Origin of the sequence: Streptomyces sp. NBC_01244 (assembly GCF_035987325.1) — a bacterium.
In the GTDB taxonomy this organism is placed as follows: Bacteria; Actinomycetota; Actinomycetes; order Streptomycetales; family Streptomycetaceae; genus Streptomyces.
This window is the reverse complement of the sequence record NZ_CP108488.1, coordinates 4,013,249-4,029,452: the sequence shown is the minus strand read 5'-3', so window position 1 is coordinate 4,029,452 and position 16,204 is coordinate 4,013,249. Positions and strand designations below refer to the sequence as shown.

The following is a 16,204-nucleotide window of genomic DNA, read 5'->3' as shown; positions in this document are numbered from 1 at the left end:
CGACGGGGGCAAGGCACTCACGGTGAGTGGGTTACAGGTTGGCGAGCGCCATGATTGCCGGGTCAAGACCGACTTCACCCGTGGCCTGATTGACCGTTGCCGGAAGCGACGTCTGACCGGACGCGATGCACCAATGACGCTGGAACGTGGTGCCCACGTAGAAGTTGGCCGGGTTCGACGGAGCTTCGTTCTGGATGTGCATGTAATAGAAGTCAGTGGCCGAACCTGCCGACACGAGGAATGCCGCCCAGTACCGCCCAGGCTGAAGGGTGATCGGAGCCGTAAGGTTCACGGGGACAGCGCCAACGTGGTTGTCCTTCGCGCCCGGAGCCGTGCCCGTAAGCTGACCCGCTGCGGGAAGGCTGGACACAAGGCCCGACGTCGCTACGCGGGTGCCGGCTTCGTTGTAGATACCGGCATAGAAGCGCGCTGCGGGAATCAGGGTGGACCCGCCCCAGCCACGCGCCATGACGCAAACCGCATCAACAACCGTCGGTTCCGTGATGTTCATTCCGGAGAAGTAGATACGCCCGATGACAGCGGCCTTCGGCGTACCCGTCGGGTTCGCAACCGTGGCAGGGTCAACCGACCACGCCTGGAACCCAAGAGCCTGAGGCGTCCACGTGTTGCGCGCACCGCCCACCGTGAACGTGTTGCCGCTCTGTTCCTGCACCTTGAGCTGACCCGCTTCGGCGTACAGATGCACACCCGCAGTGTTCGCGGCAGACGGCCCGGTTCCGTTGTCAATGGCCAACACTCCGTTGACCGTTGAGCCAACGCCGGCCGCGCTGCCCGAACCGCCAACGCGAAGGTTCTTGTCTACGTACAGGTTGCCCAGCGCCATGCGTGCACTACCGGTCTTGCGCACGGCGAACAGGTCCGCGCTGACGTCGTTCTGTACCTTCAGGGGGTCGGTCGCCGTAGCGTCGCCCTTGATGACCTGAGGCCCGTTCAGCGCGGCATTGCCAACGGTGACAATCGTTCCGTTGGTCTGCCGCACCTTCATAACGCCACCTTCGGCGTACGCCACAACGCCGTTAGTCGGGTTGGTCGTCGGCACAACGTTTGCGTTCTTCAGCGCGAGAACGAACGTGCCCCCAGCAAAGTCCGAAGTCGTGTCGCCAACGGCCATGTTGTACGCGGAGTTCGCAAGCGCGTTGCTGTACCACGAACCATCCTTCAGGACGGTAAAGCGCGTTGCTGCCACGTTGTCGCCGTAGACGTTCAGCGGTGCGTTCGTGCCGTTGCCCTTGAAGGTGGTCGCAACGTTCAAGGTCGTACCGGTAGCACCCAGCGCGCCAACGTCCGCAGCGTTCAGGACAATGTCCGGGCCAACCTTCGTGTTGACCGTGTTGACGTTGCCGTTACCCGGGTCGCCCTTGTCGCCCTTGACACCCTGAATTCCCTGAATGCCCTGGGCGCCGGTAGTTCCCGTGTCGCCCTTATCGCCCTTCGGGCCCTTGATGTTTCCCTTTACGGAGCCCCACGAACTTGCCTCACGCTGCCACATGTCGCCCGTGTCAGTGCGAATGAGAAGGTCGCCGGCCTTCGCGTCCGTGCTGGGCGTAGAAGTCGTGTTCAGGTAAATCTGAGAACCGCGAACCACGCCGCCAACCGTGGCCCAGGTGCCGCCGGTCTTCTTCCAATTCGTGACAGTCGTATGCGTGATACCCAGAAGGGTCCGCGTGTCGTACTGAACATAGAAGTCAGAGTTGACGCCAAGACCAGCGGTAGGCGCTGCCGTGCCCCAAAGAATCTGCGAACCGGCAACAGGAACGTAAGTCGGCGTGGTCGGGTCAGCCGGCGCAACGTCCGCAAGGTCGATTATGCCGCCCGGAGTGTCCTTCGGAAGGAGCATCGCGAACGTGCGCGTTCCGACAACGCCGGTCAGGTTTTCCTTCACCGTGTACGACCAACCCGACGGGTTCATACCCGGGGCGTCAGTCGCAGGAAGGGTCACTTCAAAGTGCCCGTTCTCGTCAAGCTGGGCAACGACGGGACCGGCAATAAACAGGTCACTGTCCGGGAAGGTGAGAAGCGCCGGAATCGTGAAGGTGATCGTGCCGAGAAGAGAACGACCGTCCGGGCCGAAGTACGTACCGCGTACCTTGACCGTAGGGATAGTGCCGGGAATAGGCATATGAAGGACCCCCAAAACAGGGGGACCAACCTACTCACGGTGAGTGGGTTGGTCCCCGGGATTGCGTGTGTGGTTACGGGCGCGCTAGAAGGCGGTCAATCTGCGCGCGAAGCTCAGCGTTCTCGCGTCGGAGTTCGCGAACTTCCTTGTGGAGTGCGGCAAGCTCTTCTGACTGCCGCTCCACCTTCGAGCGGTAGGCTTCCGCTTCCTCCTTCCACGTCGCTTCCATGCCGCTGCGGAACTTGCGCAGCGAGTAGGCAGCGAAGACGAGAAGGGGAACGACGATTTCCGCCGTGCCGTACAGGCGGGTTATGTCCATGTCTTAAACTCCGAAGTGGGGTTCCGTGATATCGGCAGCGCGACCCCACGAGCTTTCAAGGTTTCGGGTCCACGCCCAGCCGGCCGCCGATGCTTCCGGAATTCGCTCCTTCGGAAGTCCTACGCAATACTGCATAGCCGAAATGGAGTACGAGCCGTACTGTTCCTGATCGCCCACGATGCGCGGAATGGTGACCCACCCGCCGGATACGTTGGGGCGGGACTGGGGCAGAACCATCGTGTCCCAAGAGGTTCCGGGGATTTGCAGCGCGCCGCCCGTAGAAGGTGCGGCCTTATCCGTCGGCTTGTAGAACGCGAAAACGTCCGTCGTGTGAGCGTCAGAGTCGTACGACTCAGGCCCGACGCGGTAACGGTGCTGAAGCTCAATGGTGTACGTGGTGTTGTTCTCTTCGTAGTCCCAACCGAAGGGGATGCCATGCACCCAGCGCATAAGACCAACGCCAACGTATCGTTCGGTAGCGCCATGCAGGTTCAGCACGCGGGACGCGCTAACAATGGTTCGGTTGGCGTTACCGTCGTGCCGGAAAGCAGCAAGGCGAACTTCAGCCTCTCGCTTTCCCTTCAGCATGAAGTCCGTGATGAACTTGCATTCCACGCGGTCGAAGGTCAAGCCCGTGACATTCGCAATGGAGACGGACGACCAAACGTTTCCACCCACTTCGGGGCGACCCTGAGCGGCCCATTCCACAGCGGGATAGCGGTCAAATTTATTGACGGGGGCCGGCGCACGCTCAATGGCGGACATACGCCGCTTCAGCTCAGACAGCTCATTCACGAGGGACGGCGGAACAACGTTAGCTTGGGTTGGCATTGTTGAAGAGTTCCTTACTGGCTAGAGCAAGCTTGATGCTTTCGGTGCCGTTAGCGTCGATTGCGGTACTGCACTCCGTCACAACGAATTCGTCATAGAGCGCGATGTAACCCGCGTCCACATCCACAGCGACGGCGTCACCGGGAACGAAGTCCAGCGGCGTGAACTCACCCGGGTAGAGGGTGAGTTCTGGAATGGCAGTGGGCACGGCTCCGGCGTTGATGTGCGCCTGAGCCTTGCTGATCAGCGTCTCGGTTTCCTTCACGTCGTTGTACGAGCCGACGATTACCCGTTCCGGCATGACCGCAGCTAGTGACGGATTCTCGAAAACGCCAACGAGCTTTTCGCCATTGCCCTTGTCGGCACCCGTCGCATAGGCCACAGTGCAGAGCGCCGTACTGTCGTAGCTCACGCGCGTCACATCGCAGTTCGCCCGATGGGTGAGGCTGTGAGAAGTGGGCACGCCTTCGCGGCTGGATATGGCGAACCGGTGACCAATCTTCGCGCCGGCCGTCACCCAAAATGGGATGTACCTAAAGTTGAATCCGCCGATGTTGTCGGACAACTCGTCAACGGCCTCAGCCACGTTCTTCAGTTCGTACTTCGTCCAAACCGTTGTACGGACATTGCCCGTCGCTGCCACGCCACTAGCGTCCGTACCTATGCCGTTGTCGGCGTTGCAGTAGGCAAACCAGTCCTTCAGGATGGTTGCCTGTTCCTTGCTCTTCGCCGTCCAGCCGTTGACGAAGTACCGGCCCTGATAGTGGGAGTGGAAGCCGGACGCATTCAGGCTGAGCGTTCCCGCCGCAATGTCGGCGTCCAGCGTCCAAAGGATTCCGCCCCACACTGGAACGTCATCCCGCAACACCACAAGGCCGGACACGCCGGGTATCAGAGACTCAGGGTCGGCTTCCGGGGCAAACAGCGGAATGCCCACAGTGCATGCCCCTGAGGCGTTCAGCGTGTGCGTGAACGAGATACCCGTAACCGGCAGCGTCCGCACAACGTTGCCGGTTTTCACGTTGGTCTGTACGACCTTGTAAACGGCGGAAGCCATTACACCCACCTATCGCGCCATGTGAACTCAGCCTGAGTGGGGGAGTTGACCGCAAGACTTGTCATCGCTATTCGGTGCTCACCGAAGCCGTATTCGGGCCACGTGCTACCGGGCGTGATCCTGTCGTTGAAGTTGGTTCCCGTCGCTGTAGCCGTAACCGTTTGGTTCTCGCAGTTGATCGTTAGGCCACCCGCAAGGTTCGTCATGCCGAACCACAGCCCCGTGATTTCGTCGGTCAGCTTGACGTCCTTAGCGTTCGTCAGCTTGATAATCGGCAGCACGGGAACGGAGCCGGGGGAGTTGAACCGAAGCTTCGGGTCTGAGCCGGCCCAGGGCTGAAGAAGGGTCTTCGTAATGAGGGTGTCGCCGTAGACGTGCGGGTCGGTCGCGAAGAGTTCAACCACAACGTTGCAGACCTGATAGGCGAAATTCAGATCAAGGGGACCCGACCGCTTGCGCGGACGCACGTTCACGAAGGCCGTAAGGTCGCCCCCAACGCCCGGGAACCGGAACCGCAAGGGCTTCTCACGCTCAGCCGGCCGGAACGCCGCATACAGCGAACTCAGCGCTGCCGTGAACTCTTCCCGGGTGGCTCCGTACACTTCGAGCGTCAGCGTGACCGTGCGTCCGTTCATGTAGTCGTCACCCGCGTACAAGCCGTGTTGCTGCACAAGGGTTAGATCCGAAGTCCGGATATCCGGCATGGACAGAAGTCCGTCAACGGCCACGATCGAAATGGGGGAGTCGGGTTCCCCCATGACAAGTCCGTTGAATTCACACGTCCAGTCGGTCAGCTCCGCCACTGTGGAACCTCCTTCGTTCATGAGGAAGCCCCCCAGCGTGTGAAGCTGAGGGGCTACCTACTCACCGTGAGTGGGTTAGCGGTTCGTGCGGAGCGCCCAGGCAACTTCCCGACCGATCGCCCAGGGATTTGCGTTCGTCTGTACGTTCACGGTGACGCCACCCGACCCGCCGGAAGCGTGGTTGGGCACGACCGTGGAACCCTTCGGAAGGAACACTTCTTCAGGTCCGCGCTCACCCACGCGCGTCCAGCCGGAAGCCGGTCCACCCATGGCGCGAATCTTCGGAATCGGACTGTCCGGAAGGTCGATACTCAGCGCGCCCCAACCGAGCTTGTTCGGAATCGCCCAGTTGAGAAGGTCAATCACGCCGTTGATAGCGCCCTTCGCTGCACTGCCCACAGCGTCCGCAAGGGACGACGCAAAGCCGCCCAGGTGGGAAAGGCCGTTCTTGATACCGTCGATGACGTATCCGCCGAGACTCTGCGCAGCGGAGAGAAGGCGTGAGCCGGCGGAGAGAATCCGACCCGGAAGACCGGTGACGAAATCAACCACAGCGTCAAGGGCATTCTTCGCAAGGTCTTTCACCCATGTGAACGCCGCGCGCGTCTTCTCAACGATGGTGTCCCAATGTTTGATGATCAACCCGGGGCCCGTGAAGTTCAGGAACAGGTCAACCAGCCACGCGAAGATTTTCTTGATCCAATCCCAAATCCACTGGAATACGGCAAGCGTCGCGTTCTTGATGGTGTCCCAGTTCTGAACGATGATCACGACAAGGCCAATAATCGCCGCAATGACCAGAGCAATCGGGCCCATGGCAATCAGCCACGCTGCCGCCATACGTGCCGCCTGAAGCATGGCCTGAGCACCCATGGCAATCCATCCGCCCACAACCGTAGCGGCGCTGACAACGGCCGTCGCTGCCGACTTCAGCCACCCGCCAACAACCGACCAATGCGCAAGCACTTGGGTTGCCGCTGAAGTGGTTGACGTGGCCGTTGATGTGATCCACGCCGTGACGTTGGCTATCGCTGACGTGGTCGCCGTGACACCCCAAGAGATCAGGGCGGGAAGGAGGATGACCGTAATTAGGCCGGCTATCGTTCCGAACACCGTGCTGTGCTGCATGACGAATCCCGCAGCGGTAGCGAAGGCAGAGCCAACGGCGGCAAGCTTCCCGGCAAGCGTCTCCGCAAGGGGAATCAGCTTCGCGCCCACGAAGTCAACAAAGCCGGTCTGAAGGGCCCGAGTGAACTGGGCAACCTTGTTCGCGGCGTTGTCGTGCATGGTCTCGCCTGCCGCCTTCGCAGCGCCGTCAACCTTGCCCAGCGACTCAACGGCCGTGTCCACGTCCAGCGCATAGAGCGCCGCGCCCATGTCCTCAGCCTGGGTACCAAACAGGTTCACGGCAGCGGCAGAACGCTCCGCCGGGTCCTTGATGGCACGCAGCTTATCGAGCGTCAGCCCAAGTGCCTGTTCGGCGGAAGGGCCACCCTTGGCAATCTTCGCGGCCATGTCGTCAGCGCTGAGGCCAATAGCCTTGAAGCCTTCGGCCGTTGTCTTGCTGCCGTCAATGGCGCGAATGCTGAATTCCTTGAACGTGTCCGCCACAAGGTCAGCGTCACGTGCGCCGGCCTTCAGGCCCTGGGATATGAGACCCATTGCCGTCTTGCCGCCTAGGCCAAGCTTTTGGAACTGAACGCCGTATTCGTTGAAGGTGTCTAGCAAGTCCTCGGCTTTGTTGCCGCCTTCCTGCGCACCCTTGACGATGATGTCAAAAGCTTCGTCGGCGTTCTTTGCCAAGCCCGTCTTCAGCATCTGCCCGACGGCGTTTGAAGTCGGGCCGACTTCTTCACCCAGGACCGTAGCAACGTCCATTGCCTTCTTGCTGATCGTTGCCATTTCGTCAGCAGTAGCACCGGCAGGCACAAGGCCCTGTTGCCAAAGACTCTTCAGCGCTTCATTCGCGTCAGCTACAGACTCGCCGTAACCCGCTGCGTAGACAGCACCCGCCGCTTCACCCAGCGTCTTAGCCTCAGCCGGCGACGCTCCAAGCTGAGCGGCAAGAAGGTCAGAACCCACTTCCTTCTCAAGCGCTGCCGCAAGACCCATGCCGATACCGACAGCGATAGCGCCACCCGCAGCAAGGGCAAGCCCCTTCGCGGTTTCACCAAACTTGCTGACTTCCTGCGACGCTTCATCAAGCGTCTGAGACAGTTGGTCAGCGTCACCCATGATTGTGACCTGAATAGGCTTGGCCACGGCGTACCCCCTAACTCATGACCGGCGTACGCCGTTCCCCGCCCTGGGTGCCGGCGGAGTGTCCACGCCCAGCACGCCGAATGTCCTTGCGTTCCGACTCACGGTCGGTCGCCATTTGTTCAACCAACGCGTTGAAGTCGCGCAGCTCCATGCCGCGCACGTCCGACCACGTCAGCCCCCTGAAGTGACCGATCAGACGTGCGCACGCAATTACGCGTTGGTTGCGGTAGGGTCCGCCTTTGCCTTGCCCTTCAGGTTGAGCCGAAGGCGTCCAGCGTCTTCAATCGTGAACTCAGGATGCTTGCGCTTCATGACCACGTAGGCCATGGCCTTCAGCATCGGAGCACGCTTCGAACCCGGCTTGTTCAGGGAATCGAGCGGCTGACCCGTGATCTCTTCGATAGCTTCAATCTCGTCAATCGTGAGAGTGTCAAGCTTCAGATCAAGGGTGAAGTCAGTGGGGAGTTCAGGGGCAGTCTTCTTAGCGGGCATGGCTCAGCTCTCCAAATACTTTTCGACAACCGCGCGGATGCGACGCTCATAAGTGGCGGCAACAACGTCCGACTTACGGGCAAGCGCGCGGAACAGGAATCGGTTCGGGCGAATGTTTCGCTTCCGGAAACCGAAGTGAATTGCGGCGGCATACGGCACACGTGCCGCTGAGCCGGCCTTGATGACGGCACCCTTCGCGGAAGCCGTGACCTTGATGGACTTATCCAGCTTGCCCGGACGGTACTTCTTAGACGACTTCGCGTCTCGTTTCCCGTCCGGGCTTTCGTGAACGGCCTGAGGAACCAGAACGTCACCGGAAGCCTTGTTGGCTTCGCGTACTGCCTTGTTCAGTTCCTTGTCCTTCAGGGCCCGTACGTTCCGCTGAAAGTCACGAAGTCCATCAACCTGAATCGTGAAGGCGGACCGCTGTGCCATTACGGGGCCGACGTACCCGGCTCAACGTAAGTGAGCTTCACAGCGGCTGCACTAGTACCAGGGTCAAGCACCCGGAAGGGCAGGTTGTGAACCGTCACTTCGTCGGTCGCTGCCTCAGGAGACTCGCCCGTGAACTGAATCGCGGGGCACTCAACGGTGAGGCTAGAGCCCGGAAGAAGACCAGTGAAGGTCACCTTCAGCGCGCACAGCTCACCCGCAATGAACGCTTCGTACAGCCCCAGGGATGCGGCGCTGAACTCACCTTCAAGGGTGCCTTCATACGTCGGCACAGCGTTGCGAACCGGCTTCTTCTTCAGCGCATTCGCGCGAAGGAACCGGCGGTCAACCTTCAGGCCAAGCTCACCAGTCAGCTCAAGCGACGTCGCATCAAACGCAACCGCAGTTCCGCCACGCTTCAGCTCTACGGCCGTGCGCGTCCAGTCGTACGGGTACGCCGTAGCAGGGTACGAGGGAGCGACAATCTGAGCCGGGTTGCTCGTGTGTGTGACGTCCTGAAAGTCGAACGTCACATTGAGCTTGACCGCTTCTTCAACCTCAGCGGTAAGGGACCACTCAGTTGCCACGCAACCCAGGTGCTTATACGCGGTCTTCGTTCCGTCGGTTCCCGGGCGAACCATCTGAGCGGAGAAGGAAGGCGCAGCGGAGACGGCAGACGTTTCGAGAACGGTCGTCTTAACGCCGGCCGTGTCGGTGACGGTTACCTTGTCGAACGCTGCCGACAGAAGCGATCCGGCACCCGCGTCTAGAAGGTCACATTCAAGCTCACCTTCACCGCCCATGTTCACAATGTTTCGGCGGTCAGCGCGCGCCGTCTGCATACCCGCGCGGAAGCCGACCGACTCAATGAACTCTCGCGTGGTCTTCCACGAGTCAGCCTGACCTTCGTAGCCTTCAACCACACCGGACAGCGTCCCGTACGTGGTTTCCTTTCCAATGCCAATGCTTGCGTCAAGCGCCATGCGTGCGCCCCCTTACTGGTAGACGCGTCCACGAACCCGGACGCGAAGGGTTAGCGCGCTGTACGCGCCGTCAGTCGTCTCTGTGGTCTCGACACTTGCCGACTCCGCACGCACGTCCATCAACCCGGGCACTGCCGTCAGGTTGGCGTTCAGCGCCCCACACGCCGTCTTCACGTGGTCGCGTATCTCGTACACGCCCCGCTCAGCGTCAATCGGATTGCCCGGCGTGGTGACCACAGCGTGAACTTCCACGAAGCCCGTGACGTTGGTCGGCTTCGCGCCGGAGCGCATAGCTACAGGGGCAAGGTCGTCATCAGTGGTTGCGCCCAACCACACATGTTTGCGTCGGGCCGTGTCGCCCGTTTCCGCGAAGGTGCACTGAATGCCGCTGGGCATTGCTGCCTTGATGGCTCCGAACAGTGCAACCTTCACGTCAAAAATCAGTGCCACGCTGCGCCCCTTACATGAAGATGAATGGGAGACGCGCCCGGTACAGATTCAGCTTCGCGTTCACCTCAGGGAGCGAAGTCGGGCGCCAATTTCCGCCGGCCTGAGCTAGCTGAATGGAACCGAATTCGCTCTGAAGCTGAAGCGCCCTATCCGGGATTCGCGATACGTGGTCAAGCACGTATTGCCGTGCGAGTGTGCGCACACACCAACGGATGGTTTCCGGCGTCGGGTTTTCGATCGTGTCCCACTTCTGACCGCAATACGTCTCTACCGTCTCAATGGAAAAGTCGATTGCGTCCGACAGAAGTTCGTCACCGAAAAGCGACGTGTCTTCCATGCCGTCCAGCGCGCGCAGTTCATCAATCGTTGCGTAAGCCACGGGCGCCCCCTCTCAGGGCAGGGGGACCAACCCACTCATGGTGAGTAGGTTGGTCCCCCCAGTCATCGAAGGATTACGGGCCAGTGGTAACCGTCAGAACCTTCGCGGCACGCTGGTCAACAAGCAGACCGTCAGCGCGCTGAAGGAACCGGTAAACGATCTGGTCACTCTCGAACTTCGCGTCAATGGAGCGGTCAACTCGCAGCGCACCCGCGAAGCGAACCCGGTACTTCGAAAGGTCCGCGAACAGAACCTTGTTATCCGGGGCGCCTTCGTCAGTCTCAACGGCCTTACCGTTGAACAGGTCCGGAGCCCCAGCGGTAAGAGCGGACTGCCAAAGGTACTGACCCTGACCGTCCTTCAGCTTTCGCATCTGAGCCGCGCGCTTGTCGCTGACCACGTACTTCGCGTTGGTCCGGTAGGACGAAGGGAGTTCGTAGAACAGGTCAATCAGCGCGTCAGAGACCTTGCCGTCAGCGTCGGTCGTCTTGTAAGTCGCGGTAGCCGCACCCGCGTCAGTCAGGATGCCGCGCGGCTGAGCGGTACCGGTGCCGGTCAGGAAGTGACGCGCCATGGCGTCACCGATAGCCGGGCCGGCGTCACCCACGAGGAAGCCGACAAGGTCAAGAACCTGATCAGTGGCAAACTCGTACGAGACGACAGAAGCGAAGCCGTACTTGAATCCGCCCATGCTGCGCTGAATGGTTGCCGGGTAGGACTCCGGGACGTTCGCGCCTTCGCCCACAATCGCAGCGGTCGGACGACCGGTGACAACGGTGAAGTCCAGCGGGTTAGCGTCGGAAGTGCTGAAGGTGGTAGCGCCACCCCGCATGATTGCCGACCGTTCAACCGCCTGGGCAATGAGCTGACCGTAAAGGGTCCGGCTCAGAACGTTGGGGTTACCCGCCTTAGTGCCGTCGCGCTTCTCCGGGGCGAAGGTCAGGGACCGGGCCTCAGTGCGAAGGTTGCCGTCACGAAGACGCGCGTTGTCGTCTGCGTCGGCACTGCGCTGGGTAAGACCAGACTTGCCGCCGTCAAACTGAGACATGAGGGACTGCACACCCTCATGAGCCTTCTGAGCGTCAATGCCCCGCTTGATCCGACCGTCAAAGTCGGCAATCGCAGTGAGAAGGCGCTCTTCCTTCTCGCGCGCCTCAGCGCCCATGTCCTTACCGGCGAACTCTTCAGTCAGCGCACGGAGTTCAACGGTCGCCTTCTCGCGAGCTTCGAAGTTCGCGCCCAGGGTAGTAGCGTCCACGAGGGACCCCCTTACTTGATAAGCGCGCGAACAAGCGCACGCGTGTCAGGATGAGAAACCGGCTCAATGGCCGGCGCAGAACCGCGCTCTTCCTTAGGGGGCGCGAACTCCCCAATCCGCAAGGTCTCTTCAATCGACCGAAGCGAAGCCTGAGTTGTGGGGTAGGCCGGATTCACAACCGGGCCCAGTTCCACAACGTCCATGGCCGTGATCTCCCGAACGGGAAGGCCCGTGTCCGGGTCGTCTTCGTCGGACCGGCGCTGACCCCCGTCAAGCACGCGGAACGTGAAGCTAGACCCGCGAAGGTCGCCACGCTTCAAAAGCTCAGCAACGTCACGGCCAACCGTCGTGTCCGGTAGATCAATCTCGTACCAACCGCCTTCGCGGTCTTCACCCACCCGAAGCGTGCCGCTGGACGTTCGCCCTAGCAGACTCCGCGTATCGTGGTTGAACGTTGCATACACGTCGTTCGTACGCAGCGACGGAGCACCGGCCCCGGGAACAATCCGTTCCCGAAAGCCGCCCAGGTCGTGACTCAGTTCGTTGAACCGGTACGCGTACCCGCGCATAGAAATGCGCCCGTCATCAGACGCGCGCTCTTCAAGGACTCCGACGGCTAGACGACGCTCACGCGTCTCCGTCATCTTCAGTTGACCCTTCGTCGTCCGGCTCTTCGTCCGGCTCTTCTTCGTCCGGCTCATCAGCCGGCGGAGGCTCAATGGCCGGGGGTTCCGGCTCCGGCTCCGGCTCAGGCTCTTCGCCAACTTCGCCCAGGTTGAGCGGCACCCGGTACGTCTCGCCTATCCCGTCGGGAAGGGGCGGAAGGTCTTCAGAAGCACGCACTTCGTCAATGCTGTAAATGCCGTTCTGAAGCCCCAGGCTGTAGAGCTCCATGCGCTCTTTCGGCGCTCCGCGCTGAATGCCTTCAAGGTTGAACTTCACGAAGCGGAACCGGTCCGCCGTCTCAGCGAAGAGAAGACGGTTAAGGCCCGACTCAATGCGCTCAAGCCACGGGCGAAGGCTGAACATCGTGAACGCGATGTTCTGTTCAGCAAGGCCGGAGCCCCACGAAGTTGAGTTGGTCGCGTCCGAAATCAGGTGCGGCGGCACGCCAAAGATGCGCGCAATTTCCGGAACCTGAAACTGACGGGTCTGAAGGAACTGCGCTTCGTCGGGGCTCATGGCCACCTTCGAAAACTTGGCACCCTCAGTGAGGAGCGCGACTCTATGCGCGTTATCCACGCCAGAGTTCGCGGTGCGCCACGCCTCACGCGCGCGCTTCAAGCCGTCCTCAGACATGCTTCCCGGCACTTCGACCACAGCGCCCGGTACGGCACCGTTGGCGAAGAACTTGCTGCCGTACTTCTGTGAGGCAAGGGCAAGCCCAATGGACTCACGCGCGTACGTAATGGGGGAGCATCCGACGAACTCACCGGGAAGCATCATCCCGGGAATGTGAAGGACGTCGCGCGGGGTGAACCAGCCAAGCAACACTTCGTTGCCGTCGTCGTCAACGTCGAACGCTTCAAAGACCTTGCGGCGGACCCCGTTCGATTCAAGCTGCACCATGTGCACCTTGATCTTTGTGGGGTCAAGCACGTCAAGCCCCACGATGTTGGGACCCTGCCAACGGATCGCAAGGAACGCGTTGCCCTGAAGGAGAAGGGACAGCACTGTCTGAGACAGGATGTCTATTCGCCCCATGCCCCCAGGTTCCGCGTTCGGGTAGTCAATCCACTCGGGTGAGTCAATCGCCCGACGCACCCCGCCGCGCTTGCTGTAGGTGCCAAGAGGCAGCGTGGCAATCGTCTCGGAGAGAAGCCGGACACAGCCGAAGACAGCGGACACCTGAAGGGCATCGTGAGGCGTTACGCGCTCACCCGAAGCCGCCGTGACACCCAGGTTGTAAAGCTCCGGGTCGTACGGTTCCCAGGCCCGTTCGGCTTCGTCGTCACGCCCCATGAGCCACCCGAAGGCGGATTGCCAAACGCGCACAGTGCCCCCTTCGGTCAGTCGGAATCAACCCACTCACCGTGAGTGGGTTAGAGATCAGAAAAGAAGTCTTCGGACTCAGGAAGCCCGGACGTGAACACCTGCCCGTCGCTGCCTTCCCACGTTGCGAGAATCGCCGTGTTCGTGACAGTGCCGTTGTCTTCGCGCCACATCACAGCGCCCCAGACGCTGAGGATCATGGCAACCGCAAGGTCAATTTTTCGGCGCGAGGAAGCGTGTTCCTTCGTGATGCGCGCGCCGTTCTTGTCCTCACGGAGCACCGCATTACCGATGTGGCGAGCAAGCGAAGGGTTGCCGTCGTGGCTCAGCCGGCCGTCACGGCAGGCGTCGTAAACGGCCTGGGTGGCAGGCACCATGCGCTTCAGTGAGTTGGTCGGAAAGGCTTCAACGGGGAAGCCGTCAGCTTCCAAGTTGTCAAGCGTCTCTTCCCAGCGGTACGGGTCGGCAACAAGGTTGCGCACCCGATAGACGTCAATCGCGTCATAGAGCGCTTCGCGCACGTCCGCCATGGGGACCCGCCAGTGAACGTCATCAGCCGGCGCTTCCCAGTGGCCCAGAACGAACACCCGAAGGTCAGCAATTCGGCAGGCAACAAGCGCTGTGCTGTCACCCTTCCAAGAACCGTCGAACCCCAAGACAACTTCGTCCCCAGACTCAAGCGGCGGGGCTTCCACAGCGAGTGAATCCCACAGCCCATGGGGCAACCACGTGGACGCACCGCGTACGAATTGGCTCAGTCGGTAGATGCGGAATGACGCTTCCGTACTCCGCTGCGCTGCCGCCTTGAAGTCGTCCGGGTTCAGAATCTCGTACGACGGGTTGCACGCTGCCCAGACTTCCGGGTCAAGGTGGTCAACCGTCTCGCTCAGCTTCGGGCCCCACGAGCGATAGAACAAAGTCGGGTCGTCAGCTTCACCGGAGTTGACCCGCTCACCCTGTTCGCACAGTGCGGCAAAGGGTCCATCCGGGTCGGGTCCGGCGGTACTGATGATCAGGAACATGGGCTGATTACGCGCGGCAGAACCGAGCGTCAGCGCGTCGAACAAGTCGCTGTGCTTGCTGAACGCGTATTCGTCCAGACTGACAGCGGCAGGGTTCAGGCCCTGTTGCCGTCCAGCGTCAGCGGAGACGACGCGGTAAGTGTTGTCCTTGTACCTGATGACGTCGCGCTGTACGTCGCATACGGCGGCAAGCTTGGGGCTTGCGTTGACCATTTGCTTCGCGGAGTCAAAAACCATTCTGGCTTGGTTTCTGTCATTCGCGGCAGCGATGATCTGACGCTGTGCGTCCGCCCGATCAGCGATCAAGTGATAGAGCATGATGGCAGCGGCAATCGTTGACTTGCCGTTCTTGCGAGCGACGCACACGACAACCGTTCGGTGCTTTCGCTTCCAACGGCCGAACGAATCTAGCGTCAGCTCATAGGCGTCAACGAGAAGTTCACGCTGCCAGGGAAGAAGGCGGAAGGGTTGGCCGGCAAAGCTTCCGGTCAGGTAGCAAAACTCTTCAATCCACTTCGCGACCCGGTAACCCTCAGAAGGGAACGGTGCGTCAGCGGGTATGTGCCGGGAAATGACCGGGTCAATGTTCGTCACCGGTCACCCCCCGACAAGCTGTGAACCTACTCACCGTGAGTCGGTTAGAAATCCTCCGGACCCGCCGCAACCTTGCGCGCCTCAGCAGCAACTAGGCCAAGCCTCAGGCGGGCTTCCGGAGTGAACCCAATCGCCGTCTCAATGGCGCGTAGTTCCTTCTCCGTGGACTCCACAAAGCGCAAGAGCGGGTGCGCAACAATCTGCCCCGTACTGCCTTCCTGGGTCAGCCCGTCGCGGGTCACCTCAGTCAGCAGCACGTCACGCCGGTCATGCAGTTCGCAGTACCGCGTAATCAGGTTGCGGTCAGTCTCGGGGGAGTAAGCCCCTAGGCCGGCTGACCACACGTTGCGCCACACGTCCTTACCCGTGGCCTTCAGGTGACTGGGCACCCTGGGCGCGCGTCCCTCGTACACGACGGGGGCAGCGGAGTCAGCGGCAGTGTTGGCGTTGCCGGTACGCATGTCCGGCGCCTTCGCGCGACTCATTAGCACCCCCTTAACAGGTCGTTAACTGACCCATTCTCGGCGTGCCGAAGTGGCGCTTGGCCAGTGTTCACAAGGGTCGTCGGGAAAAACCGGCGTCACACCTAGCGTGCGTTTTCCGAGCTGGGACCGGGATCGCTGAGATGAATTCCCGGGAACTTTGGAACCACCTTCCCCTACTAGAAGGGACGCTTTCCGAAGTCCATTGCCGTCTTCGCCTTGTGGCATGACTTGCACAGTGCTTGAACGTTCTCTTCCACGTCTTCGCCACCCAATGCAAGCGGCTTGATGTGGTCAATGTCCAGCATGGAAGGCAGATACCAACCACGGCACACAGCGCACTCAGCACCCACAGCCTTACGCACTAGGCGCCTCAGCTTGGCCGCTGCGTTGTTACCCCGCGCGATAGCCGCACGCCTCTTGGCATGGCTCTTCACGCTGCGCCGTGCGTTGTAGTCCGCATGGTGTAGCGCGCACCTGCCGCTATGGGTAGCCCACTCTCGACAGTCAAGGCACCGTGTACGCACGGGGTACCCCCTTCCGGGGACACCCCCCTATAGGCAGGGACCCCCCTACCCCTCACGCTCAACCCACTCACAGTGAGTAGGTTCGTATGCAGTTCCCCGTACCGGATTCGAACCGATACGCCCGCCTTGAAAGGGCAGTGTCCTAACCGTTAGACCAACGGGGCATTGCCGGTTGCTCAAC

At 61.0% G+C, this 16,204-nt stretch carries 17 protein-coding genes and 1 tRNA gene; all 18 read right to left on the bottom strand.

What is annotated here, in order from left to right:
• Positions 1-31 precede the first annotated feature (31 nt).
• A complete protein-coding gene (locus OG247_RS17825) occupies positions 32-2,140 on the bottom strand; it encodes a hypothetical protein (RefSeq protein WP_327253174.1) in 2,109 nt (702 codons plus the stop codon).
• Positions 2,141-2,213: 73 nt separating this feature from the next.
• Positions 2,214-2,459 carry a hypothetical protein gene (locus tag OG247_RS17820; protein ID WP_327253173.1) on the bottom strand — a complete coding sequence of 82 codons (246 nt, stop codon included), beginning with the start codon at positions 2,457-2,459 and terminating at the stop codon, positions 2,214-2,216.
• A 3-nt stretch (positions 2,460-2,462) separates the two neighbouring features.
• Positions 2,463-3,224 (bottom strand): hypothetical protein, encoded by a 762-nt coding sequence (locus OG247_RS17815; protein ID WP_327253172.1) that lies wholly within the window; start codon positions 3,222-3,224, stop codon positions 2,463-2,465.
• Positions 3,225-3,273: 49 nt separating this feature from the next.
• On the bottom strand, positions 3,274-4,347 hold the full coding sequence (locus OG247_RS17810; protein ID WP_327253171.1) for a hypothetical protein: 1,074 nt from the start codon (positions 4,345-4,347) through the stop codon (positions 3,274-3,276).
• Positions 4,347-5,150 (bottom strand): hypothetical protein, encoded by an 804-nt coding sequence (locus OG247_RS17805; protein ID WP_327253170.1) that lies wholly within the window; start codon positions 5,148-5,150, stop codon positions 4,347-4,349. Before OG247_RS17805 ends, OG247_RS17810 begins: the two co-directional genes overlap by 1 nt.
• Before the next feature lie 75 nt (positions 5,151-5,225).
• Complete coding sequence (locus OG247_RS17800) at positions 5,226-7,412, bottom strand: phage tail tape measure protein (RefSeq protein WP_327253169.1); 2,187 nt, start codon at positions 7,410-7,412, stop codon at positions 5,226-5,228.
• 210 nt (positions 7,413-7,622) lie between these two features.
• Positions 7,623-7,904, bottom strand: a complete 282-nt coding sequence (locus OG247_RS17795) for a hypothetical protein (RefSeq protein WP_327253168.1) — start codon at positions 7,902-7,904, stop codon at positions 7,623-7,625.
• A gap of 3 nt (positions 7,905-7,907) precedes the next feature.
• Positions 7,908-8,339: a hypothetical protein gene (locus tag OG247_RS17790; protein ID WP_327253167.1), complete on the bottom strand. Its 432-nt coding sequence runs from the start codon at positions 8,337-8,339 to the stop codon at positions 7,908-7,910.
• The gene (locus OG247_RS17785) at positions 8,339-9,319 is read right to left on the bottom strand and encodes a phage tail tube protein (protein ID WP_327253166.1); all 981 of its coding nucleotides are present in this window, start codon (positions 9,317-9,319) and stop codon (positions 8,339-8,341) included. The genes OG247_RS17790 and OG247_RS17785 overlap by 1 nt, the downstream gene beginning before the upstream one ends.
• A 12-nt stretch (positions 9,320-9,331) precedes the next feature.
• Complete coding sequence (locus OG247_RS17780; protein WP_327253165.1) at positions 9,332-9,769, bottom strand: hypothetical protein; 438 nt, start codon at positions 9,767-9,769, stop codon at positions 9,332-9,334.
• Between the two features lie 10 nt (positions 9,770-9,779).
• On the bottom strand, positions 9,780-10,148 hold the full coding sequence (locus tag OG247_RS17775) for a hypothetical protein (RefSeq protein ID WP_327253164.1): 369 nt from the start codon (positions 10,146-10,148) through the stop codon (positions 9,780-9,782).
• A gap of 73 nt (positions 10,149-10,221) precedes the next feature.
• Complete coding sequence (locus OG247_RS17770) at positions 10,222-11,406, bottom strand: phage major capsid protein (RefSeq protein ID WP_327253163.1); 1,185 nt, start codon at positions 11,404-11,406, stop codon at positions 10,222-10,224.
• A gap of 11 nt (positions 11,407-11,417) precedes the next feature.
• Positions 11,418-12,050 (bottom strand): HK97 family phage prohead protease, encoded by a 633-nt coding sequence (locus tag OG247_RS17765; protein WP_327253162.1) that lies wholly within the window; start codon positions 12,048-12,050, stop codon positions 11,418-11,420.
• A complete protein-coding gene (locus OG247_RS17760) occupies positions 12,034-13,368 on the bottom strand; it encodes a phage portal protein (protein ID WP_327253161.1) in 1,335 nt (444 codons plus the stop codon). Before OG247_RS17760 ends, OG247_RS17765 begins: the two co-directional genes overlap by 17 nt.
• Before the next feature lie 80 nt (positions 13,369-13,448).
• Positions 13,449-15,014 (bottom strand): terminase large subunit domain-containing protein, encoded by a 1,566-nt coding sequence (locus tag OG247_RS17755; protein WP_327253160.1) that lies wholly within the window; start codon positions 15,012-15,014, stop codon positions 13,449-13,451.
• A gap of 44 nt (positions 15,015-15,058) precedes the next feature.
• The gene (locus OG247_RS17750; protein ID WP_442813628.1) at positions 15,059-15,403 is read right to left on the bottom strand and encodes a phage terminase small subunit P27 family; all 345 of its coding nucleotides are present in this window, start codon (positions 15,401-15,403) and stop codon (positions 15,059-15,061) included.
• 272 nt (positions 15,404-15,675) lie between these two features.
• The gene (locus OG247_RS17745) at positions 15,676-15,831 is read right to left on the bottom strand and encodes an HNH endonuclease (RefSeq protein WP_327257521.1); all 156 of its coding nucleotides are present in this window, start codon (positions 15,829-15,831) and stop codon (positions 15,676-15,678) included.
• Positions 15,832-16,115: 284 nt separating this feature from the next.
• Positions 16,116-16,186: transfer RNA gene (locus OG247_RS17740), tRNA-Glu, on the bottom strand.
• Between the last annotated feature and the right edge of the window lie 18 nt (positions 16,187-16,204).

Coding starts and splice junctions, on each gene's coding strand:
- OG247_RS17825 (WP_327253174.1), bottom strand. CDS start 2,140: ATGCCTATTCCCGGCACTATCCCTACGGTCAAGGTACGCGGTACGTAC.
- OG247_RS17820 (WP_327253173.1), bottom strand. CDS start 2,459: ATGGACATAACCCGCCTGTACGGCACGGCGGAAATCGTCGTTCCCCTT.
- OG247_RS17815 (WP_327253172.1), bottom strand. CDS start 3,224: ATGTCCGCCATTGAGCGTGCGCCGGCCCCCGTCAATAAATTTGACCGC.
- OG247_RS17810 (WP_327253171.1), bottom strand. CDS start 4,347: ATGGCTTCCGCCGTTTACAAGGTCGTACAGACCAACGTGAAAACCGGC.
- OG247_RS17795 (WP_327253168.1), bottom strand. CDS start 7,904: ATGCCCGCTAAGAAGACTGCCCCTGAACTCCCCACTGACTTCACCCTT.
- OG247_RS17790 (WP_327253167.1), bottom strand. CDS start 8,339: ATGGCACAGCGGTCCGCCTTCACGATTCAGGTTGATGGACTTCGTGAC.
- OG247_RS17785 (WP_327253166.1), bottom strand. CDS start 9,319: ATGGCGCTTGACGCAAGCATTGGCATTGGAAAGGAAACCACGTACGGG.
- OG247_RS17765 (WP_327253162.1), bottom strand. CDS start 12,050: ATGACGGAGACGCGTGAGCGTCGTCTAGCCGTCGGAGTCCTTGAAGAG.
- OG247_RS17760 (WP_327253161.1), bottom strand. CDS start 13,368: ATGGGGCGTGACGACGAAGCCGAACGGGCCTGGGAACCGTACGACCCG.